General features: G+C 64.3%; 24 protein-coding genes and 3 tRNA genes. 21 read left to right on the top strand and 6 right to left on the bottom strand.

Annotation, left to right across the window (positions count from 1 at the left end):
- Positions 1-2 precede the first annotated feature (2 nt).
- Both O3684_RS01035 and O3684_RS01030 read left to right on the top strand, forming a co-directional pair.
- The gene (locus O3684_RS01035; protein ID WP_500064427.1) at positions 3-956 is read left to right on the top strand and encodes a diacylglycerol/lipid kinase family protein; all 954 of its coding nucleotides are present in this window, start codon (positions 3-5) and stop codon (positions 954-956) included.
- A 50-nt stretch (positions 957-1,006) separates the two neighbouring features.
- Positions 1,007-1,780: a lysophospholipid acyltransferase family protein gene (locus tag O3684_RS01030; protein WP_500064425.1), complete on the top strand. Its 774-nt coding sequence runs from the start codon at positions 1,007-1,009 to the stop codon at positions 1,778-1,780.
- On the opposite strand, the gene O3684_RS01025 is transcribed toward O3684_RS01030, so the two are convergent.
- A complete protein-coding gene (locus tag O3684_RS01025; protein ID WP_500064423.1) occupies positions 1,777-2,421 on the bottom strand; it encodes an AMIN-like domain-containing (lipo)protein in 645 nt (214 codons plus the stop codon). The genes O3684_RS01030 and O3684_RS01025 overlap by 4 nt on opposite strands.
- Before the next feature lie 63 nt (positions 2,422-2,484).
- Between O3684_RS01025 and O3684_RS01020 the strand changes: the two genes are divergently transcribed.
- From O3684_RS01020 to O3684_RS00995, 6 genes are all read left to right on the top strand, one after another.
- Complete coding sequence (locus tag O3684_RS01020; protein ID WP_500064422.1) at positions 2,485-3,504, top strand: NAD(P)H-dependent glycerol-3-phosphate dehydrogenase; 1,020 nt, start codon at positions 2,485-2,487, stop codon at positions 3,502-3,504.
- A 50-nt stretch (positions 3,505-3,554) separates the two neighbouring features.
- Positions 3,555-4,691: a D-alanine--D-alanine ligase family protein gene (locus O3684_RS01015; protein WP_500064421.1), complete on the top strand. Its 1,137-nt coding sequence runs from the start codon at positions 3,555-3,557 to the stop codon at positions 4,689-4,691.
- Positions 4,692-4,743: 52 nt separating this feature from the next.
- Positions 4,744-5,661, top strand: a complete 918-nt coding sequence (locus tag O3684_RS01010) for an ATP-grasp domain-containing protein (RefSeq protein WP_500064419.1) — start codon at positions 4,744-4,746, stop codon at positions 5,659-5,661.
- Between the two features lie 91 nt (positions 5,662-5,752).
- Positions 5,753-5,828: transfer RNA gene (locus O3684_RS01005), tRNA-His, on the top strand.
- A gap of 82 nt (positions 5,829-5,910) precedes the next feature.
- Positions 5,911-6,969 carry an NAD(P)-dependent alcohol dehydrogenase gene (locus O3684_RS01000; RefSeq protein ID WP_500064418.1) on the top strand — a complete coding sequence of 353 codons (1,059 nt, stop codon included), beginning with the start codon at positions 5,911-5,913 and terminating at the stop codon, positions 6,967-6,969.
- A 277-nt stretch (positions 6,970-7,246) separates the two neighbouring features.
- A complete protein-coding gene (locus tag O3684_RS00995; protein ID WP_500064417.1) occupies positions 7,247-8,191 on the top strand; it encodes an Abi family protein in 945 nt (314 codons plus the stop codon).
- A 127-nt stretch (positions 8,192-8,318) separates the two neighbouring features.
- Here the strand turns inward: O3684_RS00995 and O3684_RS00990 are convergent.
- Positions 8,319-8,392: transfer RNA gene (locus tag O3684_RS00990), tRNA-Gly, on the bottom strand.
- A gap of 98 nt (positions 8,393-8,490) precedes the next feature.
- Here O3684_RS00990 and O3684_RS00985 point away from each other — a divergent pair.
- The 8 genes from O3684_RS00985 (at position 8,491) to O3684_RS00950 (ending at position 14,967) form a co-directional block, all read left to right on the top strand.
- Positions 8,491-8,567, top strand: a tRNA-Pro gene (locus O3684_RS00985).
- A 48-nt stretch (positions 8,568-8,615) separates the two neighbouring features.
- Positions 8,616-8,897: an FMN-dependent dehydrogenase gene (locus tag O3684_RS00980; RefSeq protein ID WP_500064415.1), complete on the top strand. Its 282-nt coding sequence runs from the start codon at positions 8,616-8,618 to the stop codon at positions 8,895-8,897.
- A 216-nt stretch (positions 8,898-9,113) separates the two neighbouring features.
- Positions 9,114-10,433, top strand: coding sequence for a trigger factor (gene tig, locus O3684_RS00975; protein WP_500064414.1), 1,320 nt, complete (start codon positions 9,114-9,116; stop codon positions 10,431-10,433).
- Between the two features lie 211 nt (positions 10,434-10,644).
- Entirely contained in the window at positions 10,645-11,256 is a 612-nt protein-coding gene (locus O3684_RS00970) for an ATP-dependent Clp protease proteolytic subunit (protein ID WP_500064412.1), read from the top strand.
- Positions 11,256-11,900: an ATP-dependent Clp protease proteolytic subunit gene (locus O3684_RS00965; RefSeq protein WP_048776489.1), complete on the top strand. Its 645-nt coding sequence runs from the start codon at positions 11,256-11,258 to the stop codon at positions 11,898-11,900. The genes O3684_RS00970 and O3684_RS00965 overlap by 1 nt, the downstream gene beginning before the upstream one ends.
- Positions 11,901-12,142: 242 nt before the next feature.
- Entirely contained in the window at positions 12,143-13,402 is a 1,260-nt protein-coding gene (gene clpX, locus O3684_RS00960; RefSeq protein WP_500064410.1) for an ATP-dependent Clp protease ATP-binding subunit ClpX, read from the top strand.
- A gap of 46 nt (positions 13,403-13,448) precedes the next feature.
- On the top strand, positions 13,449-13,805 hold the full coding sequence (locus O3684_RS00955; RefSeq protein WP_500064408.1) for a chorismate mutase: 357 nt from the start codon (positions 13,449-13,451) through the stop codon (positions 13,803-13,805).
- Positions 13,806-13,941: 136 nt separating this feature from the next.
- Complete coding sequence (locus tag O3684_RS00950) at positions 13,942-14,967, top strand: LacI family DNA-binding transcriptional regulator (RefSeq protein WP_500064406.1); 1,026 nt, start codon at positions 13,942-13,944, stop codon at positions 14,965-14,967.
- A 63-nt stretch (positions 14,968-15,030) separates the two neighbouring features.
- Here the strand turns inward: O3684_RS00950 and lacZ are convergent, their stop codons facing one another.
- Positions 15,031-18,066, bottom strand: a complete 3,036-nt coding sequence (lacZ, locus tag O3684_RS00945) for a beta-galactosidase, LacZ type (protein WP_500064405.1) — start codon at positions 18,064-18,066, stop codon at positions 15,031-15,033.
- 188 nt (positions 18,067-18,254) lie between these two features.
- Here lacZ and O3684_RS00940 point away from each other — a divergent pair, with 188 nt between their 5' ends.
- The 5 genes from O3684_RS00940 to O3684_RS00920 all read left to right on the top strand — a co-directional run bounded on the left by O3684_RS00940 (position 18,255) and on the right by O3684_RS00920 (position 23,346).
- On the top strand, positions 18,255-19,697 hold the full coding sequence (locus O3684_RS00940) for a glycoside-pentoside-hexuronide (GPH):cation symporter (RefSeq protein WP_500064404.1): 1,443 nt from the start codon (positions 18,255-18,257) through the stop codon (positions 19,695-19,697).
- Between the two features lie 206 nt (positions 19,698-19,903).
- Positions 19,904-20,380, top strand: coding sequence for a hypothetical protein (locus tag O3684_RS00935; protein ID WP_500064403.1), 477 nt, complete (start codon positions 19,904-19,906; stop codon positions 20,378-20,380).
- Positions 20,377-21,453 (top strand): peptidoglycan-binding protein, encoded by a 1,077-nt coding sequence (locus tag O3684_RS00930; RefSeq protein WP_500064402.1) that lies wholly within the window; start codon positions 20,377-20,379, stop codon positions 21,451-21,453. The genes O3684_RS00935 and O3684_RS00930 overlap by 4 nt, the downstream gene beginning before the upstream one ends.
- Positions 21,450-22,148: an ABC transporter ATP-binding protein gene (locus tag O3684_RS00925; protein ID WP_500064400.1), complete on the top strand. Its 699-nt coding sequence runs from the start codon at positions 21,450-21,452 to the stop codon at positions 22,146-22,148. Before O3684_RS00930 ends, O3684_RS00925 begins: the two co-directional genes overlap by 4 nt.
- A complete protein-coding gene (locus tag O3684_RS00920) occupies positions 22,138-23,346 on the top strand; it encodes an ABC transporter permease (protein ID WP_500064399.1) in 1,209 nt (402 codons plus the stop codon). The genes O3684_RS00925 and O3684_RS00920 overlap by 11 nt, the downstream gene beginning before the upstream one ends.
- Before the next feature lie 105 nt (positions 23,347-23,451).
- Here O3684_RS00920 and O3684_RS00915 read toward each other — a convergent pair whose 3' ends face one another.
- The 3 genes from O3684_RS00915 to O3684_RS00905 form a co-directional block, all read right to left on the bottom strand.
- On the bottom strand, positions 23,452-25,386 hold the full coding sequence (locus tag O3684_RS00915; RefSeq protein WP_500064398.1) for an AMP-dependent synthetase/ligase: 1,935 nt from the start codon (positions 25,384-25,386) through the stop codon (positions 23,452-23,454).
- A gap of 128 nt (positions 25,387-25,514) precedes the next feature.
- Positions 25,515-25,880 carry a type II toxin-antitoxin system RelE/ParE family toxin gene (locus O3684_RS00910; RefSeq protein WP_500064397.1) on the bottom strand — a complete coding sequence of 122 codons (366 nt, stop codon included), beginning with the start codon at positions 25,878-25,880 and terminating at the stop codon, positions 25,515-25,517.
- The gene (locus tag O3684_RS00905) at positions 25,865-26,161 is read right to left on the bottom strand and encodes a toxin-antitoxin system antitoxin subunit (protein ID WP_295921404.1); all 297 of its coding nucleotides are present in this window, start codon (positions 26,159-26,161) and stop codon (positions 25,865-25,867) included. Before O3684_RS00905 ends, O3684_RS00910 begins: the two co-directional genes overlap by 16 nt.
- Between the last annotated feature and the right edge of the window lie 42 nt (positions 26,162-26,203).

The following is a 26,203-nucleotide window of genomic DNA, read 5'->3' as shown; positions in this document are numbered from 1 at the left end:
TCATGGGCGCATCGGGCGCATCGGGCGCGCGACGCAGCATTTTGTTGCTGGTCTCGTCGATGTCGGCGGGCGGGCGCAGCGTGCGCCTGGGCCCGCGTATCGTGCGTATCCTGCGCGGTGGCGGCTGGGAGGTCGCGGTTCGCCTGACGACTCCCGGCGACGACCCGGCGGCGATCGCCGGCGAGGTCGCGTCTGGCTCCTTCGTCGCGGCTCTGGGCGGTGACGGGTACCTGGGCGCGGTTGCGCGCGGGTGCCACGAGTCTGACGCAATTTTCGTCCCCATGCCGGGCGGGCGTGGAAACGACCTGTGCCGCGCGCTGGGCATCGGCACAGATCCGCTAGCCCGTGCGCGCTCCCTGGCGCGCCTCGGTTTGACGTCCGACGAGGCCGGGGCGCTCTCCTCCGATTCCCTGACCTCCCGGGTGCGTCCTCTGGACGGTATGTGGGTGCGCTCGCGCGAAGGCGTGCGCCTCGCCCTCGGCGTCGTCTCGATCGGTCTGGATGCCCGCGCGAACATCCTCGCCAACGAGTCCTCGCTGACGTCTGGACCGCTGGCCTACGGCTACGGGGCCTTCGCGGCCCTGGCCTCGCACGAACCTACCGACATTGTGGCGACTGTGGATGGGCGCGAGCGCAACATGAGCGGCTGGATCGCGTCGGTGTCCAACTCCGGGCGTTTCGGCGGCGGCATCACCCTGGTGGAGTCCTCCGACATGAACGACGGCGTCCTCGAGGTGTGCCACGTCGGCCCCCTGCCGCTGTCTCGTGCCCTGCCGGTGCTCGCCAGGGTTGTCGCCGGACGGGCGAAGACGCATCCCGCCATTGAAGTGGAGAGTGCGCGCGTCGTCTCCTTTGCTGCCCCCGTGGGAACCATCGCTATGGCGGATGGGGATCGCGTCGCCTCGATTCCTTTCACCGTGGACGTCGCCCCGGGAGTCGTCTCCGTCCTCGTGTGAGGTCCATGCGGGCGTGGGCGCCCAGGGAGCGGCCCCCGTAGAATGAAGCCATGAGTGCTGTCTCCGGCTTTTATACCTTCGCGAAGGGCGTCCTGACGCCCATCATGACGCCCTGGATCAAGTTCACCGTGAGCGGTGAAGAGAATCTGCCCACCGAGGGCGGCTTTCTCCTGGTCCCCAACCACCTGTCCAACGTCGACCCGCTGTGCCTGTGCTGGTACTTCATGAAGCGCGACACCGCCGTGCGTTTCCTCGCGAAAAAGTCGATGTTCTCCGTGCCCGTGTTCGGCTGGATCATCAAGGGAATGGGACTGATCCCCGTCAACCGTGACTCCAACCCCTCGGCCGTCCTGGCACCCACCCGCGAAGCCCTGAACGCAGGCGAGGTCGTCGGCATCTTCCCGGAAGGCACTCTCACCCGCGACCCCGACCAGTGGCCGATGGAGTTCAAGTCCGGTGCCGCCCGACTGGCCCTCGACACGGGTGTGCCCGTCATTCCCGTCTCGCAGTGGGGACCGCAGGACATCATGGCCCCCTACAACGCCAAGGGCATGGACATGCGCCCGGGGCGCCCCGTCTCCTACCACTTCGGCGAGCCGGTCGACCTCTCCGACCTGATGAGTCCCGCCGGGTCCGAGGATCACGAGGCCGTCAACGAGGCGACCAAGCGCATCAGTGACGCCGTTCGCGCGGGCGTGGGCAAGCTGCGTGGTCTGCCCGTCCCCGAGAAGGTCTGGGATCCTGCCACGCAGGCCGGTCCCTGGTGGGAGGAAGAACTCGCCAAAAAGGCAAAGAAAGCGAAGAAGGCCCGTAAGAAGGGCTAATCGCGGATATCGATCACCATGCGCACCGGGTTGGACAAGAATCCGATCTGGAACTCGCGCGCGGTCGGCGCGCCAATGACGATGTGCGTGTTGTCCTCGAAGGAGCCGTCTGAAACGACGTCAAGATCCCCGGCGCGCGTATGGGTCCCGCTCGGGTAGGGGGTGTCGGAGGCCGTCATGGGGGTGCCATCGATGACCAGATCCAGGACCGCCCCGCCCTCAACCTGGATGGGCAGGCCTCGGCCCTGCTCGACGGCCTCGTCCGTCCACGCGGCTGTGCGGACCCCTGGCGTCCCCTCGCCCGAAAACTCCAACACCACGCGCGTGAAACCCTCGTGCGCCGCCGCGCGGATCCCCGTCAGCGCCAGGGCCTTGGCCGGATCATCCGAGCGCACCGGCGGCAACCCCTCCACGCTCGACATCCAGTTATCCGCGTTGATTGGCCGCGTGCCATCAAGCCCAGGATCTGGCGTCGGCGTTGTCTCGGGTGCCACGCTCGCGCTCGCAGACGCCGCGGGGGAGGAGGCGCTCGGCGAGGCCTCGGCTGACTGAGGCACGTTCGTTGGGGCTCCGGGCGTGCACGCACCCAACAGGAGCAGTGAGGCGGCCGCGCTCGCGGCGAGGGCTCGACGGTGAGACACAGTTCCTCCGGGTAGGGTCGGTTGTTTCAATCCTAGTAGAATGGCCTCGACAGGGAGGTCTCGATGAGTATGACAACAGCAGCCGTGCTGGGAACGGGCGCGTGGGGAACGACGTTCGCGCAGGTGCTCGCTGACGCGGGCGTAAGCGTGACGATGTGGGGGCGTAACGCCGACACCATCGCGTTCATCAACGGGGGAGAGAACCCGACGTACCTGCCGGGTATCGCGCTGTCGGATCGCATCAGTGCGACCGCCGACATCAGCGAGGCCGTGGCCGATCGCGAGCTCGTCGTCGTTGCCGTGCCCGTCAAGGCCGTGCGTGCCACCTTGAGCGCCGCCCGCGAGGCTTTTGCGCCCGGCGTCGCCCTACTGTCCCTCGCCAAGGGCCTCGAGCTCGGCTCCCTTAAGCGCGTTGACGAGATCATCGCCGAGGCCTCGGGCGTGCCCGAGAATCGTATTGCGGTCCTGTCCGGCCCGAACCTGTCGCGCGAGATTGCGGAGCGTCAGCCCACGGCGACGGTTGTCGCCGCATCTGACGTGGAGCTCGCCAAGGAGATCGCGAAGGCCTGCCACAACCCCTACTTCCGCCCGTACGTGTCCACAGACGTTGTGGGTACCGAGATGGCGGGCGCTACCAAGAACGTCATCGCTGTCGCTATCGGCGCGGCCGAGGGCATGGGCCTGGGCATCAACACGCGCTCGACCCTCATCACCCGCGGCCTGGCGGAGATGACGCGCCTGGGTACGGCGCTCGGCGCGGACCCCGCGACCTTCGCGGGCCTGTCCGGTATCGGCGACCTCGTCGCCACGTGTTCGTCGCGACTGTCGCGTAACTTCTCCCTCGGCCACCGCCTCGGCTCCGGAATGGGCTTGGCTGAGGCCCTGGCGCTGTCCCCGGGCGTCGTTGAGGGCGTCGCCTCGGCCGCCCCGATCCTGCAGGTCGCGGCATCTGTCGGCGTCGACATGCCGATCACGGGTGCCGTCGTCGAGGTCGTCGAAGGGCGCGCGAGTATCGAGGATATGGGCCGCATGCTGCTGGCTCGCCCGCAAAAGATGGACGGCTGGAAAATCGAGCTCGTCTGAACGGTGTGCACGCGGGCGGGACATGCCTCCCGCGCGGTAGTCTTGGACCCATGACTGCAATTTCTCGTCCTCGTGTCCTCATCGTTTTTGGTGGACGCTCCTCCGAGCACGAAATCTCCTGCTCGACCGCCGCCGGCATCCTCACCGCCATCGACCGCACCAAGTGGGACGTAATCCCGCTGGGCATCACGCGTGACGGCCAGTGGGTGCGCGTCGCCGATGACCCGTCGGCGCTGGAATTCAAGGACGGGAAGGGTCAGTCCGTCACCGCTGGAACCACCCGCGTCGCCCTGACCCCGGGCGAGGGCAACCTCGTCGAACTCACCTATGACGGCAACCCGGACGCGCCGGATTCGCGCGTCGTCGGCGTGGAGGATTTGGGGCACGTGGACATCGTCTTCCCGCTCCTGCACGGCCCCTACGGCGAGGACGGCACCATTCAGGGCCTCTTCGAGATGGCCGGCGTGCGCTACGTGGGCTGCGGCGTCACCTCCTCGGCCGTGTCGATGGACAAACACCTGACCAAGACCGTGCTCGCGGCCGCCGGTATTGACGTGGGCCACTGGGAGCTGGTTACGGCTCGTCAGTGGGATGCTGACGCCTCCGCGTGCATGGACCGCATCGAGCGCCTCGGATTCCCCGTCTTCGTTAAGCCCTGCCGCGCCGGATCCTCCGTCGGCATCTCGCGCGTCACCTGCCGCGAGGACCTGCCCGTGGCCATCAAGGAGGCTGCGAACCACGACCCGCGCATCATCGTCGAGGCCTCCATCTCCGGCCGCGAGGTCGAGTGCGGTGTCCTCGGATCGCGCTCCGACTGGCGCAGTGGCACCGCGCCCCTGGGCGAAATTGTCATCCCCGAGGGCGAGTTCTACGACTACGAGCACAAGTACGTCGACGATGTCGTGGGCCTGTCCTGCCCGGCCGACGTGTCGCCTGAGTACGCCGATCGCATCCGTGAGACCGCGTGGCGTGCCTTCGACGCGCTCGAATGCGAGGGCCTGGCCCGCGTCGACTTCTTCCTCGACGAGGCCACCGACACCGTCATCATCAACGAAGTGAACACGATGCCAGGTTTCACCCCCATCTCGATGTACCCGCAGATGTGGGCGGCCGCCGGCGTCTCCTACTCGGATCTGCTGACCGAACTCCTCACCGAGGCCGCGCAGCGTCCGCTCGGCCTGCGGTGAGTTCCCAGCCACTGCCTCGTTAATTCCTTAACCCCACGATAGAAAGATAACTATGACGGATCACCCCAAAGTCACCCTGGTGACCTGCTCGTCCATGCCCCACCTCTTCCCCGGCGAAGAGGGCCTGCTCGATGAGCTGGCGTCGCGCGGTTGCGACCCGCAGATCAAGGTGTGGAACGATCCCGACGTCGACTGGTCCGAGGCCGGCATGGTTGTCGTGCGCTCCGTGTCCGACTACGCATCCGACCGCCAGGCCTTCCTCGACTGGACCCGTCAGCTGACCCGCGTGCAAAACTCCAAGGACGTGCTCAACTGGAACACGGATAAGCACTACCTGAGGGATCTGGCAGCTCTCGGTATGCCGACGATTCCCACGAATTGGCTCGAGCCCGAGCAGAACCTCTCCAAGCACCAGATCCACACGCGCTTCCCGGCTTTCGGCGAGTTCGTCGTCAAGCCCGCGGTCTCCTCCGGCGTACGCGACATCGGCCGCTACACGACCGTGGACACGCGCCAGCGCCAGGCCGCCATGCGCCAGGTGCAGGGGCTGCTGGGTGATGGCCGCTCGGTCATGATCCAGCGCTACGTTGAGGAAATCGACCTGCACGGCGAGATCTCCCTCGTCTTTTTCAACGGCCTGGTCTCCCACGCGGTCGAGAAGCGCTCGGCGCTGCACCCTGCCTCCGTCACCAACCCGGAGATGCACGAGGCTGTGGTCACCGCCGAAGCCGCCGACTCCGTCGCGTGGCAGTGGGGCGAGGAGATCCGCCGCGTCCTGCACGGCTATGTGCGCTCCCGTCTGGGCCACGATGAGCAGTTCCTGTTCAACCGCGTGGACCTGGTCCCGGACGGCAAGGGTTCCTTCCTGGTCATGGAGGTCTCCCTCGTGGACGCCGACCTGTACCTGGGCGCCACCCCCCACGCGCTCGGTAATTTCGCCGACGCGATCTCCGCTCGCGCCCACTGGTGACGCACGCCACCGCCGTGAGGGTAGTGCTCGAGTTTTCAATCTCGGATGGGTAGTGCTAAGCTCTATCCGTTACCTTCATGGCGACGCGATGGTGGCTGTAGTTCAGTTGGTAGAGCACCTGGTTGTGGTCCAGGACGTCGCGGGTTCGAGTCCCGTCAGCCACCCCATTGCCCCGGCGCTTACGCGTCGGGGTTTTTGTTTCTGCAGTATGCTTGTAGCATCTTTAATTGACCGGACAAAGGAGTTGTCATGCCCCGCGTGATCGCTTACGGATGCGACGACGCCACCACCCAGTTCCACCCCCTGCAGATCGACATTCGCGAGCCCGGCGAGGGCGAAATCTACTTCGACGTCGCCTATGCGGGCATCTGCCACTCCGACATTCACTCTGCCCGCGGCGAATGGGGTCCCGTTGTCTACCCGCTCGTGCCCGGCCATGAGTTCGTCGGCACCGTCGCCAAGGTCGGCCCCGGCGTCACCAAGTTCAAGGTGGGGGACCGCGTGGGTGTAGGCTGCCTGGTCGGATCCTGCGGTTCGTGTGAGATGTGCGAATCCGGCTATGAGCAGTGGTGCACCTCGACGCCGGGCACCCTGTGGACCTACCGTGCCGACGCTGACGGTAACCCGACGACCGGCGGCTACTCGCGCGGCTTCACCGTGCGCGAGGACTTCGCCCTGCATATCCCGGAGGAGCTGGATTTTGCGGCCTGCGCGCCCCTTCTGTGCGCCGGCATCACCACTTACTCGCCGCTGAAGCACTATCAGGTGGGTCCCGGCTCGCGCGTGGCCGTCCTCGGCATGGGCGGCCTCGGGCACGTGGGCGTGCAGATCGCCAAGGCCATGGGCGCGGAGGTCTCCGTTATCTCTCACGGCCGCTCCAAGGAAGCCGACGCCTGCCGCTTCGGTGCCGACCACTTCTACGCGACCAGCGAAGAGGGGACCCTCGAATCCCTGCGCGGCTCCTTCGACCTCATCCTGTGCACCGTGTCCGCCGACGGCCTCGACTACGCCGGATACATGGCCGCCCTGCGCCCCTACGGCGTCTTTGTTGATGTGGGTCTGCCCACCGAGCCCGTTTCCCTGCCGCTGCGCGCCTTCGTCAACGGCGACAAGTCCTTCGCGGGCTCCCAGATCGGCGGCATCGCCGAGACCCAGGAGATGCTGGACTTCTGCGCCGAGCACGGCATCATTCCACAGGTCGAAATGATCACCGGTGAGGAGATTACCGAGGCCTACAACAACGTCGTTGCCTCGCGCGTGCGCTACCGCTACGTCGTCGACACCTCCACGTTCCCTGAGAGCGCGTGAGCGTGAGGGTGTAACGCGAAAGCCCCGGGCCGAGTGGCCCGGGGCTTTCCGATTCTCTGGCGATTGTCTGCCCGGACATTCTTGCATTCGCGGGCATCACCTACCTGTGTTCTGTTGTTGAAGTATGTTGTGCTACGGCTAGCCCGAGATCATGCTGCACCTACTTGCTCATGGTGGGGGAGTGTTGTAACCTTCCAGTAACAGATCCCCGGTCAGGCCTCTTGCATCAGCAATGCACAAATGACCGGGGCCATTTTTATCAGCGAGGATGCTGTTGATGCAGAAAGATTGGCTCAGCTTCGACGAGCAGCTGGAACTGCTCGCGGGGCGTGGTATGCGTATCGAGGATGAGCGCAGTGCTGTTCAGGTTTTGTCTTGTGTCAGCTACTACAGGCTCTCGGGGTATTTCCGTTACTGGCAGAAAGACCCGGAGTATGGTGACAACAACTTCATTCCGGGAACCAGCTTTAGTCGGATTTATCAGCTATATGTGGCGGAGCGAGCACTCGCCGCTGCCTGTCAAGATCTATTGGCCACGTGTGAAATCGTCCTACGAACGCGGTTCGCTTACTACTACGGAACCCATGTTGGTCCCGTTGGAACTTTTGCTCGGGGCGTTGGCTTCACTAGGCCGCCATCCGAAAAAATCGCTCACGTCGATGAGCGGATTTTATCTGACCTTAATCGCAGTACGGATGCCTTCATTGCGCACTACCGCGACGACATCAAGGAACGCGCAACGTATCTGCCTGCGGCCTATGACAGGATGCCGATATGGGTCGCAGTTGAGGTTCTGAGCTTTGGGTGCCTGTCGCGTATGATCACGGCCTCCGGAGACTCAGGAGTTCTCGATGACATGGCAGAGTCGCTGAATACCTCACGCGCTGTTCTTCCCTCGCAAGTTCGTTCTTTCGTGTACTTGCGCAATCGGTGTTCGCACTATGGCAGACTCTGGAACACTGCCGTGACAGACGAGCCGGCTATGCAGAAGAACACTAAGCGCAGAATACAACGCACGTATCGCCCCTTCGATCAACACTCGGCCTACCAGATTCTCGCCGCTCTCCATGATTTAGCGACTCGTGCTGGGCTCTGTGAAAACTGGCTTGGAACCGTCATTGAACCCTTGCTACAGGAAAATCCGTTGCTTGCGTATGGCATTGCGACGCCCAAGAAATACGGGGACATGCCGCGTGAGGTTCTCATCGACGCAAACTTGTGATCGTCGTGTTGGACCGGTGTCTGCGTTACCGCTACGTCATCGACACCTCCACGTTCCCCGAGACCGTGTGAGTGTGATGGAGTGACAGGAAAGCCCCGGGCCACTTGGCCCGGGGCTTTCCCAGTGCTGGAGCGGATGACGGGAATCGAACCCGCGTGATCTGCTTGGAAGGCAGAGGCTCTACCATTGAGCTACATCCGCGTACCCCCGAAGGGGACACGAAGATCCTAGCGGGTATTGTCCACGTGCGCGACATTTATACTCTCCTCCCGTATGATGGGGCAGCGGGCAGTAGTCCACGGGGTGTAGCGCAGCTTGGTAGCGCATCTGCTTTGGGAGCAGAGGGTCGCAGGTTCAAATCCTGTCACCCCGACCAACCGCGGCCATAGCGCCGCGGTTTTTTTCATACGAACCGGGGGAGTCCATGCCGTCCTATCGCACCATCATGACGGTCACCACCCTCGCGCCCGGTCGGGCCCCCGAAGAAGTCGAGGCCGCCGCGCGATCCGTCACTCGGCTCGAATCCTGGGATATCGCCATTGCCTCCGGTCAGCCGCGCGTCACCGCGCGCTTCACCGCAACAGACGACGCTGAAGCCCGTGCCATCCACCGTGAAATCACCAGCGCCGTACGCCTCGTCGCTGACGTGCCCCGCGCCCGCCTGGCGGCCGTCGTGCGAGGACGCTCCCACTACCTCGCCCCCTGAGTGCGCCATTGAGCGTGGGCGGCCCCGGCCTCGTCAATGGGGGAGCGAAGCGCGCTGGTGTGTGGCATTGCGCACTCGTAGCGACGAAAGAGGGGTGGATATGCCCACTTAACGCCTGCGAATGAGGACATCAGCGGGGTCGTGGCGTACACTAAGCGAGTTGTTATGCGCCCGAAATGGGCGTTCCCGAATTCGTAGACTACGGAGCGTACGCACGTGAAGAGCACCGTTGAAACCCTCGAGCCCACCAAGGTTCGTCTGACCGTTGAGGTTCCCTTCGAGGAACTGAAGTCCGAAATGGACAAGGCGTACAAGGAGATCGCCGGACAGGTCAACATCCCCGGCTTCCGTAAGGGCCACGTGCCTCCGCGCATCATCGACCAGCGCTTCGGCCGCGCCGCCGTCATCGAGCAGGTCGTCAACCAGGTCCTGCCCGGCCACTACTCCGACGCCGTCAACGAGAACGACCTGCGCCCCATGGCTCAGCCCACCGTTGACGTCACCGAGATCCCCAACGTGACCGGCGCCCAGGGCGGCCAGCTCGTCTTCACCGCCGAGGTTGACGTCGTCCCCGCCTTCGAGCTGCCCGAGATCGACGAGAAGCTCGTCGTCGAGGTTGAGCCCACCGAGGTCACCGAAGAGGACGTCGAGAAGGAACTCGAGGACCTGCGCGGCCGCTTCGCGACCCTCAAGACCATCAACCGCAAGGCCAAGACCGGCGATTTCGCGACCATCGACCTGGTCGCCACCATCGACGGCGAGCAGGTTGACTCCGCCTCCGACGTCTCCTACGAGATCGGCTCCGGCTCCATGCTCGACGGCCAGGACACCGCCCTGCGCGGCACCAAGGCCGGCGAAGAGGTCACCTTCACCTCCAAGCTGAAGGGCGGCGACCACGAGGGTGAAGAGGCCGAGGTGACCATCACCATCAAGGCCATGAAGACCCGCGAGCTGCCCAAGGCTGACGACGACTTCGCTCAGATGGTCTCCGAGTTCGACACCATCGATGAGCTCAAGGAAGACCTGAAGAAGCAGGCCGCCCAGTCCAAGGAGTCCCAGCAGGCCCTCGCCGCGCGCGACGCCCTCATTGACCTCCTCCTGGACAAGGTTGAGATCGTCCTGCCCGAGTCCGCGGTCGACCACCAGGTCGAGCACCGCGTCGGCGAGGACGCCAAGCCCAAGGCCAAGAAGGAAGCCCGCGAGGCCGTTGAGAAGGAAATGCGCACCGAGCTGCTCTCCGAGGCCCTGGCCAAGAAGTTCGACGTGCAGGTCTCCCAGCAGGAGCTGATCGACTACGCGATCCAGATGTCGCAGAACTTCGGCATCGACATCAACCAGCTGTTCTCCTCCTCCCAGCAGATGGCCAACGTCGTGGCCGACCTGGGTCGCTCCAAGGCCCTCATCGAGGCCCTGAAGGTCGTCACCGTCAAGGACACCAACGGCGCCGACGTCGACCTGAGCAAGTTCTTCGGCACCGATCCCGCCACCGAAGAGGGCGCGGAGATCATCACCGAGGTTGCCGACGAGCAGGAGTGAACCGCGGCGGGTATACCCGCTGACGAGTGACTAACTCTCAGCTGAGGGGGTGGGGCGCGAGCCTCGCCCCCTCAGTGCATGTGTTGAGCGCGTGCTCAACGCATGTGCCGACAGCGAAACGACGGCCCGGCGCGCGCACGAGCGGGCGCGCAGCGGGTACGGTTGACATCAATGGGGCCGACTGGGCCCGCGAACAGACGAGGAGGTACGCGTGAGCGTGCACAATACCGGGGCTGCCGGCGAAGGCTCGCAGCTGGGACTGGGCGACTCGGTCTACCAGCGCCTGCTCAAGGAGCGCATCATTTGGCTGGGTGGCGAGGTTCGCGATGAGAATGCGAACGCGATCTGCGCGCAGCTGCTGCTGCTCGCGGCCGAGGACCCGGACCGCGACATCTACCTGTACATCAACTCGCCTGGCGGCTCGGTGACGGCCGGCATGGCCATCTACGACACGATGCAGTACATCAAGCCGGACGTCGTGACGGTCGGCATGGGCCTGGCCGCGTCGATGGCCCAGTTCCTGCTTACCGCGGGTGCCCCGGGCAAGCGCTACATCACGCCCCACGCTCGCGTTCTGCTGCACCAGCCCCTGGGCGGCGCCGGCGGCTCCGCGACGGAGATCCGCATCAACGCGGATCTGATCCTGGGTATGAAGAAGGAACTCGCTGCCATCACCGCGTCTCGCACGGGTAAGACCGTCGAGCAGGTGGAGGCCGACGGCGATCGTGACCACTGGTTCACGGCGCAGGAAGCCCTCGAGTACGGCTTCGTTGACCGCGTGATCGACAGCCCGCAGGAGATCGGAACGCGAGGAGAGAACTGATGAGCACCCAGCCCTACTTTGAGGCGGTCGCCCGCCAGATGCCGCAGGCCCGCTACGTGCTGCCCGACTTCGAGGAGCGCACGGCTTACGGTTTCCGCCGCCAGAACCCCTACACGAAGCTGTTCGAGGACCGCATCGTGTTCCTGGGCGTGCAGGTGGACGACGCCAGCGCGGACGACGTCATGGCGCAGCTGCTGGTCCTGGAGTCCCAGGATCCTGATTCGCTGATCACCATGTACATCAACTCGCCCGGCGGCTCCTTCACGGCGCTGACCGCCATCTACGACACGATGCAGTACATCAAGCCGCAGATCCAGACGGTGTGCCTGGGCCAGGCCGCCTCCGCTGCGGCCGTGCTGCTGGCTGCTGGTTCGCCCGGCAAGCGCCTGGCGCTGCCCAACGCCCGCGTTCTCATCCACCAGCCCGCGATGGAGGGCATGCAGGGGCAGGCCTCGGACATTCAGATCGTCGCCGACGAGATCGACCGCATGCGCGTGTGGCTCGAGGACACGCTTTCGAAGCACTCGGGCAAGCCGGTGGAGCAGGTGCGCCGCGATATTGAGCGCGACAAGATCCTCACCGCGCCGCAGGCCGCCGAGTACGGCCTGATCGACCAGGTGCTGGAGTCCCGCAAGGCTCTGTGACGCCTTTTCGTCACTGACGAGGCCGTGGCCTTCCCGCGCTGATGTGTGTGGGGTGCCACGGCCTCGTTGCTATCTGCCTGGTCAGGCCTCTGCCGCGCTGACAATTGTCGGCTACGGGTGAACTTTTCATAACAATAGGCGTGGCTACGCGGGAATATACCTCGCGTGCACTACGTTATTTGCTAGTAAGTGCGAAAGCACATCCGACCGAACGGCAAAACGTTCAACACCTTGGAGGTCTCGTGGCTCGTCTGACTGATGGCGCGGAACTGCTCAAGTGCTCTTTCTGTGGGAAGAGCCAGAAGCAGGTGCGTAAGCTCATCGGTGGCTCCGGCGCATATATCTGCGACGAGTGCATTGAGCTGTGCAACGAGATCATCGAGGAGGAACTCGGTTCGCAGCAGCCCTCCTCGTCGACGACGCCGCTGCCAAAGCCGCGTGAAATCAACGAATTCTTGAACACCTGGGTGATCGGCCAGGACCGTGCCAAGCGCGCCCTGTCGGTGGCCGTGTACAACCACTACAAGCGCGTGCGCTCGCGCGAGGCCGGCAACGCTGAGGACATGCTGGGCACCAAGTCCAACATCCTCCTGCTGGGCCCCACGGGCACGGGTAAGACCCACCTGGCGCGCTGCCTCGCCCGTCTCCTCGACGTGCCCTTCGCGATCGTGGACGCGACCGCGCTGACCGAGGCCGGCTACGTGGGCGAGGATGTCGAGAACATCCTCCTGCGCCTCATCCAGGAGGCCGACGGCGACATTAAGAAGGCCGAGAAGGGCATCATCTACGTCGACGAGATCGACAAGATTGGCCGCAAGGCCGAAAACGCCTCCATTACCCGCGACGTGTCGGGCGAGGGCGTGCAGCAGGCCCTCCTGAAGATCATTGAGGGCACGGTCGCGTCCGTGCCTCCCACGGGTGGGCGCAAGCACCCCCACCAGCAGTTCTTGGAGATCGACACCTCCGGCATCCTTTTCATTGCCGCCGGCGCCTTCGCGGGCATCGAGGACATCGTGAAGGCGCGCCTGGGTCGCCGTTCGACGGGCTTCGGTTCGGAGTTGAAGAGCACCTCCGAGATGGGCGACCTCTACGAGGCCGTGTCCGCCGAAGACCTGCACAAGTTCGGCATGATCCCCGAGTTCATCGGCCGTCTGCCCATCCTGACCTCCACGAAGGAGCTGACGGAGGAGGACCTCGTCCGCGTCCTCACCGAGCCGTCGAACTCGCTCGTGCGCCAGTACCAGCACCTCTTCGAGCTGGACGGTATGGACCTGGAGTTCACGCACGAGGCCCTGCTGGCGATCGCGGCGCGCGCCAACGAGCGCAAGACGGGTGCCCGTGGCCTGTCCTCGATCATGGAACAGACCCTGTCGGACCTCATGTTCGACCTGCCCAGCCGCGACGACGTCGCCCGCGTGGTCGTCACCCGCGACCTGGTCGAGGGCGTGGGCGAGGCCGAGCTGTATCCCGAACGCTCCTCGGAAGGTAAGCGCAGCGCCTGAGCCCGCCCGCTACACTGAGGTCAGTTGAGACCTTCCGGGAGGAACAATGGCACAGCGTGACGAGGCCTCGGTGGCCGCTTCTGCGGACCTTGGCGTGAGCGGTATCCCCGCCGAGCTGGCGGAGGCTCGCGCAACGATCGACAACATCGACGCTGCCCTTGTGCACATCCTCGCCGAGCGCTTCCGCTGCACCCAGCGTGTCGGGCACATCAAGGCCCGCCTGGACCTGCCTCCCGCCGATCCGGATCGCGAGGCTCGCCAGGTCGAGCGCCTGCGTACCCTGGCGGCGTCCTCCGGCCTCGACCCCGATTTCGCCGAGAAGTTCCTGGGCTTTATGGTCCGCGAGGTCATTCGCCACCACGAGGACATTAAGGCTGAGTACGACGAGGGTTCGTGCCTCTAAACTGCACGCTGGGGGAGGGTCAAGCCCCGGCCTCGTCAGTTGCGTACCCGAGCGATGCGGCGTTGATCCCGCTGAGCGAGCTGTGAGTCAGCTAGACTGAATAAGCTGAACACAGGGAGTTTTGGGAGGGGGATCGATGGTCAATCTCGGTGATATTGCCAAGGCGACGGGTTACTCGAAGGCGACGGTGTCTCGCATCCTCTCCGGAGACCCCAGTTTTACCGCGAAGGAATCGACCCGCCACCGTGTCATCCAAGTAGCCAACGAGCTCGGCTACGCGCTGCGCACATCGCGCGCCGGCGTCCCTCAGATCATCGCGGTGCTCGAGAACTTCGACCCCTCGAATGGGCCCCAGGATTCCTATTTTTCCGACGTGCGTGAGGCACTGCGAGAGCGTGCGGTGGAGAACATGATGAGCCTGGCGTTCTTCCCGACCGTGGATGCGCTCATCGATGCTGCGGACGAGTTCTCTGGTTTTGTGTCTATCGGTCCCGCGCCGATCGCGCAAGATGACCTCGACCGTTTGTATGAGGCGCTCGCGCACGGCGTGTTTATCGACATCAACCCCGCGCCCGCGCTCTTTCATTCTGTGCGCCCCGACCTGCAGCAAACGGTCATCGACGCGATCTACACGCTGCGTGAGCAGGGTCGTCAGCGTATCGCCTTTATCGGCGGCTCCGGGCACATGATGGGCTCTCATGTCTTCGCGCAAGACCCGCGTACCGTCGCCTTCAACGAGTGGGCGCACCTCCTCGACATGCCCACTGATGGCTACGTCTGCGCCTCTGGCCCCTTCACTGTGGAGAATGGACGTAGTCAGGCCGAAGCACTACTTGATTCGTGCGTGGATGATCTGCCCGACGCTGTCCTTGTCGCGGCTGATCCGCTGGCGGTTGGCGTCATTCAGGTGCTTGCTGCCCATGGGCTCCGTGTACCCGATCAGATTGCCGTCGTCTCCATCGACAATCTTCAGGTCTGCGAGTACACGGCTCCCACGCTCAGCTCCTATGCGATCGAGCGCTCCGAGTTGGCCGAGACCGCACTCATGCTCCTCTCGGACGCGATCGTGGGCCGTTTCATGCATAAGCATCACGTTCTACTGTCCACCCGCCTTGTTGTGCGACAGAGCTTTATTCCCGCGCACGGCGCCACCGCACAGTGATCGGGCGTGAACGCATAACGGCGGCGGGGGAGTTGCCTCACACCCGCCGCCGCTGAATGTCTCTCACATGAGAGACAACGTCACGTCCAGGACCTGCTTCTGGGTCGCATCAATCTGGTACTCGTCATGCACCGGCGAACCCCACGAATCGTCACCGCCGACACCCATCTGTGCAGTTAGCAGACGTAGGTAGGTCGCGGGCCGCTGGGAGGGATCCGGTAGCTCCCACCAGTGTCGAGCATTTTCGATGTGCGCGGAGGAGTAGGACAGGAGCGAGACCCCGAGATCGCCGTGTGCCTGAACACGCAGGCCGTGTCCGTCGTCGTCCGTTACCTCGCACCAGCGAATGCCGGGGTGGAAGCCGCACTCCTGCGGTACCGCGTAGGGGGCCAGCCCTTCGGCTGCGCTCTGGGACCACACGCCCAGGGTTGCTCCGGCCAGGCGGTCCGCGTAGGCCTCGACGGGGCCGAGGCCATAGAAACTCAGGCGGTCAATCGACGAGGGGAGTGCCCACTCGATCCCGAAGCATGGCATCGTTGGGAGATCATGCGCACCCGGGTAGGTTGCCGTTAGACGAATCGTGCCGTCGGCGCGCAGCTCGTAGCGCACAGGCACGGTGACATCTGCAATGCCCGCAAGACGGTAGTCGTAGGTAACGACGACACCCTCGCCGGTCTCTTCGACGGTGGTGTTCACGCATCGTGCGTAGGCTCCAGCCGTCGTCCAGCACGCGCGGTCGAAACCGTGCCCACAGCCTCGATCATTGTCCGTTAGCGGTCGGAATGTTGTCAGCTTGGGCGGGTAGAGGACCATGGCCTTGTTAGCGCGACGCCACTGGACGATGCCACCTGCGGTACGCGACAGCAAAGCCTCGTTCTCGCCCTCACGCATACCAATGTTCCAACGGCCCACGGTGAATGTGGCGTGGCCACTGGGTGTCGTGTCGGCCTGCTCGGGGCAGGAGAACACTGTCTGGCCCACGGAGACTATGTGCCCAGCCTCGCACCACGCGGTGTCGGAGGAGATGACAAGTGCTGCCTCCAACACGATCTCTTGTTTTGTGTTGGCTAGCAGTTCAGACGGCCATCCCGCACTGACGGTGCTGCGCCCACGGGAGATGCCTGTTGCCGCGATCTCCTTCTCCCAGACAACCGCGCCGTCAGCAAGGATTCGGGCACGCACACACAGGTCAGCAAGCGGCACCGGGAGGACAACGGCATTGATAAGGATTCCATCGATGCTCGGCGTGAGAGTGACCGGGGAGTAGAGCTGTTTGACCGCCATGGCCGAGGGCTTGGGTGTGCGGTCGGCGAAGAGGATGCCATCACAGGAGAACTCCCAGTCACAGGGGCGATCCTCGAAATCGCCACCGTATGCCAGGAACTCACCATCCGAGCCAGCGGTCGGCTCATGGTAGAGGGCCTGGTCGATCAGGTCCCAGATGAAGCCGCCACCGTACGCGGGGTATCGCTCCAGGTCCGTGTAGTGGCTGAGGCCGCCAACAGAATTCCCCATTGCATGCATGTACTCGCACGACAGATAGGGCTTCGCGGGGTTATCGCGCAGGTACTCCTCGATCGCGTCAGGCAGCGCGTACATGCGTGACTCAATATCCGAGGCATCGTCGAACTCTCGATCCCACGTGACACCCTCGTAATGGACAGGGCGAGAATCGTCCAACTCGTGACAGCGTCGGTACATGGAGCGGAACACCTCGCCGCCAAAAGACTCGTTACCCAGCGACCATATCAACACGGAGGCGTGATTGAGATCCTGGTGCACCATTGACTCGACGCGATCCACGCAGGTGCCCTCCCACTCCATCTTCGATCCCGGGATCGCCGTGGCTGGGGTGGGGATGTCACCCGGCGTGCACCACGATCCGTGTGTCTCCAGGTTCGCCTCGTCAATGACGTACAGACCGTACTCATCGCACAGGTCTAGGAAACGGGTGTCATTGGGGTAATGGCTTGTGCGGATCGCATTGATGTTGAGCTGCTTGCACTGGCGCACGTCCGTCACCATGTCCTCCATGGACATTGTGCGACCTGTACAGGGGCTGAACTCGTGACGGTTGACGCCGCGGAAGATAAGGCGCTGGCCGTTGAGCATGAAGACAGAGTTGATGATTTCGAAGCGGCGGAAGCCCACTCGCTGAGTCACGGTCTCGCAATCGTTCCCATCGGCGTCGTGAATCGTGAGGCTCAGCGTATACAGGGCCGGATCCTCTGCCGTCCACGGGTGTGCGCCGTCTACTTCACCCCGAAGCGTGATGCTGGGAGCGTTCGCGGGCACGCGTTCACTCCACACAACAGTGCCGCTCGAATCGGTGAGCTGGGCGCTTGCGGTACTGTCGGCCTTGGTTCCCTCCAGATCGACCGTGACATTGAGTATTCCCATGCCAGAGTCGGCGTCGTAGTCAGCGTTGGTTGCGAGGTGGGCGACGTGGCAGGCAGGCAGAGCTACCAGTGATACGGAACGGAAAATGCCATGGAAACGCCAGGAGTCCTGTCCTTCCAGCCACGAGGCGCTGGAATGCTCGTAGCAGGCGACGACAATCTCGTGGTCCTGGGAGTGCGTCAGTGCTGACGTGATATCAAACTCGCTCGCCGTGTACCCGTCCTCGCAGTAGCCGACGAAGATGCCGTCCACCCAGATGTAGAGAGCCGTCGCAAAACCCTCGAAGCGTAGGCGTGCGTGTCCTTGCTTTCTCAAAGACTCCTGGAGGGAATCATGCAGGGTGAAGGTGCGCCGGTAGAGTGCAACTCGGCACTCCTCTGGTGGTTTGGGAGCCTGAGGGTTCTCGTGGCCGTCCCACGGCATCTGAATGTTGACGTACGCCGGAGGCCATAGCCCCTCAGCTTCGAGGGTTGAGGGAACGGGAAGGGTGTGGACTGCTTCCTGGTCGAATGTGGTGGTGGGGGAATCGAGAGTCACGCGCGAGCTTGACGTAACGGCTACCTCCCAGGTTCCGTCAAGACTCTGTGTCGGGGCGTTCGTGCGGTGTGTGCTGCGTGCGGGAAGTCGATTGACAGCAAAGGTCTGCGGATCGCTGAGCCATGCCGATGTGGGGGTGGAGGCGGTGGGTGTGTGGAACATGGTGACCTTCCGAATGTGCGACGTTGCGGTGGAGCGATCGTGCTCTGAGGTCAGAGTATCCTGTTGATCGAATCAATGCAATACAGTTACGCAGATATGCTTATGTGATCTAGATAGCATTGGCATTCTCAGGTAAATGCGTTAACTTAGTTGTGTCCGAGCAAGAGTTGCTTCGAAGGAGAGGGACCATGGCACACGAAGAAAACGTACACAAGAGCTGGGTGTCGCGAATCTGCTACGCGATCGGCAATCTGGGGCAGGCTGCGTATTACAACGCGCTCTCAACATTCTTTGTCACCTACTATGCGGCGCAGACCCTGTTCCGCGACTATGAGGACTCCGAGGCCAAGGCGATGATTGCGATCATCACTGCCCTCGTCTTCATTATTCGGATCGTCGAGATCTTCATTGATCCACTCTTGGGGAACCTTGTGGACAATACAACCTCGCGCTTCGGGCGATTCAAGCCCTGGCAAGTCATTGGCGGCGTTGGATCATCCATCCTTCTTTTTGCGATCTTCACCGGACTCTTCGGCCTCGTCAACGTCAACAAAGGAGTGTTCATTGTTGTTTTTGTGATCGTCTTCGTGGTCCTTGACGTCCTGTACTCCCTGCGTGACATCTCCTACTGGGGCATGATTCCTGCGTTGTCCTCCTCCTCGCAGGAGCGCAGTGTGTACACCGCTCTCGGAACATTCACGGGCTCCATCGGCTACAACGGCGTCACCGCGATCGTCGTTCCCGTGGTTGGATTCTTCGGTGCTCTTGCGGGAGCTGGTTCTGAGAGTCAGGAAGGATGGACGGGCTTCGGTGCAGTTATCGCTATCCTCGGCATCGTCACCTGTCTCGCGGTCGCCTTTGGTACTCGTGAGGAGGAGAGCGTCCTGCGCGATCCCTCCGATAAGTCCAACCCACTGCAGGCGTTCCAGGCGATCGCGCGCAATGATCAGCTGCTGTGGACTTCCCTCTCGTACGTCCTCTACTCGATTGCGAATGTTGCGACGACGGGCTTCATGATCTACCTGTTTAAGTTCGTGCTCCAGAAGCCCGATATCTACTCGGTGGTTGGCATCATCGCCTTCGTTATCGGCCTGGCGGTGACGCCCCTGTACCCGGCGATCAACCGCCGCCTGCCCCGTCGCTACCTCTACCTTGGTGGCATGGTGCTCATGGCGAGTGCATACGTCCTGTTCATTCTCTTCTCGTCGAACCTCATTGTCGTCTTTGTCGCCCTGGTCCTGTTCTACCTTCCTGCCACGTGTATTCAGATGACGGCGATTCTGACGATCACCGACTCTGTTGAGTACGGGCAGTGGAAGACCGGCAAGCGTAACGAGGCCGTCACCCTCTCGGTGCGTCCCATGCTCGATAAGATCGCTGGTGCCCTGTCGAACTCCATCGTCGGCTTCGTCGCCATCGCGGCCGCCATGACCAACGATGTTGACCCCTCCCTGCTGACGGCCGGCAACATTGAGACCTTCAAGACGGCTGCTTTCTACGCTCCTCTTGCGGTCATCGTCCTGGCGTTCATCGTCTTTGCGCGGAAGGTTACCCTGACCGAGGTCAAGCACGGAGAGATTGTGTCCCTCCTGGAGCAAAACCTTGCTCGCTCCGAGGCTGGCGAAGACTAACCGAATAAGCGCCCGATGAGGAGGAGTATCGGGTCAGAGGCGGGGGATGTGCGAGCGTCCCCCGCCTCTTTTTGCGCTCTCAGGGTTGTCTGATGAAATTCTGCGCAGGCTCCCGGATAGTTTTCAGGTAGCTTTCAGTCTTGTGGGATGTAATCTAGTCAGGTAGTGAGAACCATTGCCGATAAGCATTCCTCAAGGAGTTTTCGATGAAGAATCGCGCACAGACGCGCGCCCTTGCCGTCATTGCCATCACCCTGGCGGCGGCCCTCAGCGCCTGCGGGTCAACCGGATCGTCTGCCTCGTCCCCGTCCAGCTCGAAGAGTCCGAGCGCGGCGGCCACCAACGCGGCCAGCAACGACCCCAACCTGGTGTTCGCTCAGTGCATGCGCGAGAAGGGCTTCGACGTGCCCGACACGGGCCTGACGCCCGAGAACCTGAAGGACACTTCCGACGCGTTTAACAACGCGCTCAACGAGTGCATGGTGAAGGTTTCCGGCATGACCGGCGAGGACAACGTCGCGAACGACCCCGCCGCGCGTGAGGCCATGGTCAAGGCCGCCCAGTGCCTGCGCGAGGCCGGCTACGACGTCAAGGACCCGCAGGCCGGCGAAGGCATCAGCGTCAAGGACATCCCCGAGGACGTGCTCAACAAGTGCTTCCAGCAGTCAGGGGCCTCCAAGTGACGCGTCCGCGAACCCCATGCCCCGCGGCCACGCTCGCAATCCTCGCGATCGGCGCGCTGACCCTGTCCGCATGCTCGGGCACCAACGCGGACGCCGAAGCTCCCCAGTCCTTTGACGGGGCGACGGCGACCGTCACACGCGGCGACCTGGTAGGGGAGACCACCGTCCAGGGAACGCTCCACTACGCCGACTCCTACACCCTCAAGAGCGCCTTCGAGGGCGTTGTTACCGCCCTGCCCACGCCCGGCACGACCCTCACCCAGGGATCGCACGTGTACACCGTCGCCGGCAACAACACGTACCTGCTCCACGGCTCCACCCCGGCCTGGCGCACGTTCGAGGAGGGCATGAGCGACGGCGAGGACGTCACCCAGCTGGAGACGGCGCTCTCCGAGCTCGGCTACTTCGAGGCCACGCCCAACGCCCACTTCGACTGGAGCACGATTGCGGCCATCAAGAAGTGGCAGAAGGCCCTGACGCTCACCCAGAGCGGCTCCCTGCCCCTGGGCACGGTCCTCTTCGCACCAGAGGACCTGCGCATTGGTGCGCTCAAGGCTCGCGTCGGTGATAACGCAACGATGGAGACGGAGCTCTTCACAGCCTCGTCCTCGCGGCAGGTCATCTCCGCGAACCTGAAGCTCTCTGACCAGGCCCTCGGCGTCGTCGGGAACTCCGTGACCGTGCGCCTGCCCGGCTCTGCCGCGACGACGACCGGAACGATCACCTCCGTCGAGCCGCCGCGCGAGAAGGATGGCGAGGAGGGTTCCAAGGAGACCACCAAGGAACGGATCATTCCGATCACCGTCACCCCCGATGACACCTCCGCCCTCGATGGGCTGCAGGAGGCCTCGGTCTCTCTCGGCCTGACGTCGCAGACGCGCACGGGTGTGCTGTCTGTGCCCCTCGGCGCGCTCGTGGCCCTCAGCTCCGACCAATTCGGCGTCGAGGTCGTGGATGAGAAGGGCGAGATTCGTCGGGTTCCCGTCACCGTCGGCCTGTTCGCGGGAGACCGCGTCGAAGTGAGCGGCGACGAGATCGCCGAAGGCCAGCGCGTGGTGGTGCCCAACCGATGAGCCACATCCTGGAACTGACCGACGTGCACCGGTCCTTCGGCAGCCCGCCCGTGCACGCCTGCAACGGAGTGTCCCTGGCCGTCGACGAGGGCGAGTTCGTCGCCATCGTCGGGCCGTCCGGCTCCGGCAAATCCACCCTGCTCAACCTCATCGGAACGCTCGACCGGCCCACCTCTGGCAGCGTGTTCATCAACGGCACCGACGTGTCCTCCCTGAGAGACGCCGAGCTGTCGGGTGTGCGCTCCTCGCTGATCGGCTTCGTCTTTCAGCAGTTCCACCTGACGGCCGGCGTCTCCGCCCTCGACAACGTAGCGGACGGCCTGCTCTACCGGGGCGTGCCCCGCGCCAAGCGCCGCGAGGCCGCGCGTGAGGCCCTGACCCGCGTGGGCCTCGGGCACCGCATGGACCACAAACCCCACCAGATGTCGGGCGGTGAACGCCAGCGCGTCGCCATCGCCCGGGCCATTATCGGGCACCCGGCCCTGCTGCTCGCCGACGAGCCCACCGGCAACCTCGATTCGCGTTCGGGCGCGTCCATCGTCGCCCTGCTGCGCGAGCTCAACGAGGCCGGCACCACCATCATCGTGATCACCCACGACAACGACCTCGCGGCCTCGCTGCCCAGGCAGATCGCCATCCGCGATGGCGAGATCGTCTCCGACTCCGCGCACCCGGGAGGTGACCATGGCGAGTAAGAAGAACGCCGATACCGGCCGCTCCGCGCTGCGCCTCTCGGACGTCGCGCGCCTGGGCCTGACCGGCCTGCGGGCCCGCCCCATGCGCGCTATCCTCTCGGCGCTGGGCATCGCGATCGGCATCGCGGCCATGGTCGGCGTTGTCGGCGTCTCCGCCTCCTCGCAGGCCCGCCTGCAAGAACAGCTGCGGGCGCTGGGCACCAACATGCTGACCGCGCGCAGCGGTGCCGACCTGTCGGGCGTGGACCTCATCCTGCCCGAGGACTCCGTGGGTCGCACCCTTATGATCCCGGGCGTCACCGACGCGGCCTCGACCTCGACGCTGAGCGGTGTCTCCGTGTACCGTTCGCGCCTGTCCGACCCGAACGCGACCGGCGGCATCATCACGATGGCGGCCGACACGAACCTCCTGAAGGTTGTCTCCGGGACTATGAAGAAGGGGGCGTGGCTCAACGATGCCACCGCGAAGTACCCGGGCGTTGTCCTGGGCTCGAAGGCCGCGCAGCTGCTCGGCGTCGTCGAGCCGGGCACCCAGGTGTGGCTGGGCGGCATGTCCTTCACCGTCCTGGGCATCATGGATCCGGCTCCACTGGCCGAGGAACTCGACAACGCCGCGCTCATCGGGGTGTCCGCCGCGGGTACGTACTTCGACGCGGGCAAGACTCCCACGACGATCTACGAGCGCTCCTCCGAGGACCAGGTGGAGAACGTGCGCGAGCTCCTCGGACCCACCCTCGCCCCGCAGGGGGCCACCGGCCTGAAGGTCTCGCGCCCCTCCGACGCGCTGGCCGCACAGAATGCGGCCGACCAGACGCTCACGACCCTGCTTGCTGGCGTCGGCTCGATCGCCCTGCTGGTGGGCGGCATCGGCGTGGCCAATACGATGATCATCTCCGTCCTGGAACGCCGTAAGGAGATCGGCCTGCGCCGGTCTCTGGGCGCGAAGAGGGGACACATCACCGTGCAGTTCCTGGCCGAAGCTCTGCTGCTGTCCTTCCTCGGCGGCCTGGCCGGATGCCTCATCGGTGCCGGCGTCACCTGGGGCATGTGTTACGCGTACGGCTGGCCGCCCACCCTGCACTGGTGGGTGATCGCCGCAGGCCTCGGCGCGACTCTCCTCATCGGCGCCGTCGCCGGGCTCTACCCCGCGATCCGAGCGGCCCGTACGCCGCCCACAGCGGCGCTCGCCTCGCAGTAGGTTTCCCGCCCACAAAAGCCGTGGCCGGCTCGCCAACCCCGATACCGAGCGGGAGAGCGCGAGCCGGCCACGGCCTCGTTCATGGGCGTCTCGGTCGTGGGCGCGTCAGTTCTGCACGGGACCGCCGTAGATCTCGTCGATGACGGGCGCGAGGCGGCGCGTGGCCTCCAGGCGCTTGACCTTCAGCGAGGGGGTGAGCAGGCCGTTCGCCTCCGTGAAGTCGGTCGTGAGGACCTTGATCTTGCGGATCGACTCGGCGCGCGAGACGTGCTCGTTCGCCGAGGCCACCGCCTTCTCCAGAGAGGCCAGGACCTCGACGTTCGTGGCCGCCTCGGCCACGCTCATCGGGGGTAGCGAGTGGGCGGCGAGCCAATCGGGCAGCATCTCCGCGTCCAGCGTGATGAGTGCGGCGATGAACGGCCGCTGGTCGCCCACGACCAGGACTTGGGAGATGAGCGGGTGGGAGCGCATCGGATTTTCGAGGGCGGCCGGGGCGACGTTCTTGCCGCCCGCCGTCACGATAATCTCCTTCGCGCGGCCCGTGATGGATACGTAGCCGTCGCGGTCCAGGGACCCCAGGTCGCCCGTGCGGAACCAGCCGTCTTCGGTGAAGCAGGCGGCGGTGGCCTCGGGGTCGTTGTGGTAGCGCTGGAAGACGCTCGAGCCCTTGAGGAGGATTTCGCCCTCGTCGCTGATCTTGAAGGACATGGGCGGCAGGGCCGGGCCCACGGTGCCGATCTTGGACAGGCGGGGCGTGTTGACGGAGACCGGGCCGACCGTCTCGGTCAGGCCGTAGCCCTCCAGGACGGGGATGCCGACGCCGCGGTAGAAGTGCGCGAGCCAGGGGGCCAGGGGTGCACCGCCCGACACGATGTAGTCCGCGTTGCCGCCCACCAGGCGGATGATCTGCTGGTAGACGAGCTTGTCCGCCAGTGCGTGCTGGGCCTTGAGCGACGCCGACGGGCCTTCCTCGGTGTCGAGGGCCTGGGAGTAGGCGATCGCGACCTTGGCCGCCCAGCGGAAGATCTTGCGCTTGGGGCCGGAGGCCTTCGTGTCCGCCGAGTTGTAGATCTTCTCCAGCACGCGCGGGACCACCAGGAGGTAGCTCGGACGGAACGACGCCAGGTCGCCCAGCAGGTTCTTGATGTTGGAGGCGTGGCCGAGTACGCCGTTGCCGCTGATCTGGAAGACCTGCAGGAAGCGCGCGAACACGTGGGCGAGGGGCAGGAAGAGCAGCAGGCGCGAGTCCTTGCCCGCCGCGATCTCCGGCATCCACGAGTGGGCGTTCAGGCACAGGTTCGTGAAGTTCTCGTGGCTCAGGACCGTGCCCTTGGGAGTGCCCGTCGTGCCCGACGTGTAGACGATGGTGGCGATGTCGTCCTTCGTGAGGGCGTCGGAGCGGGCGAGGACGCGCTCGCGCGGGGTGGCCGAGCCCTCCGCGATGAGGGTTTCGATGGCCTCCGAATCCAGGGAGAGGACGTGCGTGTTGTCGCGGTTTTCTCGTTCGGCGGCTGCGCGCACGATCTCCGCCATGGACACGGTCTCGGTGATGATGAGGTGGACGTCCGCGTCGACGAGGACGTGGGCGACCTGGTCGATGGAGCTGGTCTCGTAGATGGGCACGGGGACGAGGCCGGCCGCCCAGCACGCGAAGTCGAGGAGCGTCCACTCGTAGCGGGTGCGGCTCATGATTGCGACGCGGTCGCCGGGCTCGAGGCCGCGCGCGATGAGGCCGGCGGCGAGCGCGTGGACCTCGTCGTAGAACTCGCGCGCCGTGATGGAGCGCCAGGTGTCGCCGATGCCGACCTTGCGCAGAATGAGGGGGCGGGTGGCGCCGCGCTGCACGCGTTCTTTGAGCAGGTGGGGGATCGTCGTGTGCTCGTCGATGCGCACCAGGACGGGCGCGTGCCACTCGAGGGCTTCGGTCGCGGGGGTTGCTTCCTGAGAGTCGGTAGGCGCGTCGGTTGTGACGTCGGTGGGCGTCTGCGCCTGCGTCGTCTCGTCGTCGTTGGACGAGGCCGGGGTTTCCTTCGTGGTCATGCGTGCTCCCTGGTCGCTGGGCGGTGTGCGCTGCGGTCCGCGGGCCGGCGGCGCTGCGGTTGCTTCCCCTATCCTACGCTCCCGTAGGGTGGGGGAGTAAAACCCTCAAACTGAGGATGCTGTCTCTGCTACCTGACGTCACCGTCAAAGGCCTCAAGGAACTGATAGACAGATTCAGGTAGGGTAACTCGCCCTTGCCTCGCAGATTGCACGGCGAGTATCAGTACCTGATCCTCCATTACGGCGAAAACGATGCGAAGCCGCTGGCGAAAACCTATCACCCGGATTGACGGGTGAAGATCGGGACGCGCTTCACCGCGATGAGGGAACTCAGCGAGACGGGACAGAAAATCGCGTAGAGCAGCAAGGTAAGCATCGGTTGTCTGTTCTGAGCCGCTGAGGGTCAGGAGCTCGCCGCGAAAGTTGACGAGGTTATGGTATGCAGTATCGCCAATAGCAAGGCGCCGTTGGGGTGCCACTACTTCAGTCCCCATGCAGCAGTCAGCTCATCGAGGGTGTGCGCAGTTTCTGGGTGCTCAAGGTAGTGTTCGAGGGCGGGTAGAGCATTCTCACGAAGCCATGTCTCGTATTCCTCGCGCTCGCGGGCTTCCCGCCGTGCTTCGAGGGCAGCGACTGCCTCTTCGTAGAAAGCAGGGGAGACCAGGACAGCGCGGGTCTGTGCGCCGCGTGAGCGAAGCTCGACGGGTTCGACTTGTGCGGCGGCGATGTACTGGGCCTGGTTCTGGCGAAAATCGGAGAGCGTAGCGGTTGACATGTACTAATTGTACAAGTTGTTAGGAGGTTGCGTGGTGTTTCG

The sequence above is a fragment of the Pauljensenia sp. 20925_1_27 genome (genome assembly GCF_041432835.1).
In the GTDB taxonomy this organism is placed as follows: Bacteria; Actinomycetota; Actinomycetes; order Actinomycetales; family Actinomycetaceae; genus Pauljensenia.
This window is presented reverse-complemented; position numbering and strand designations above follow the sequence as displayed.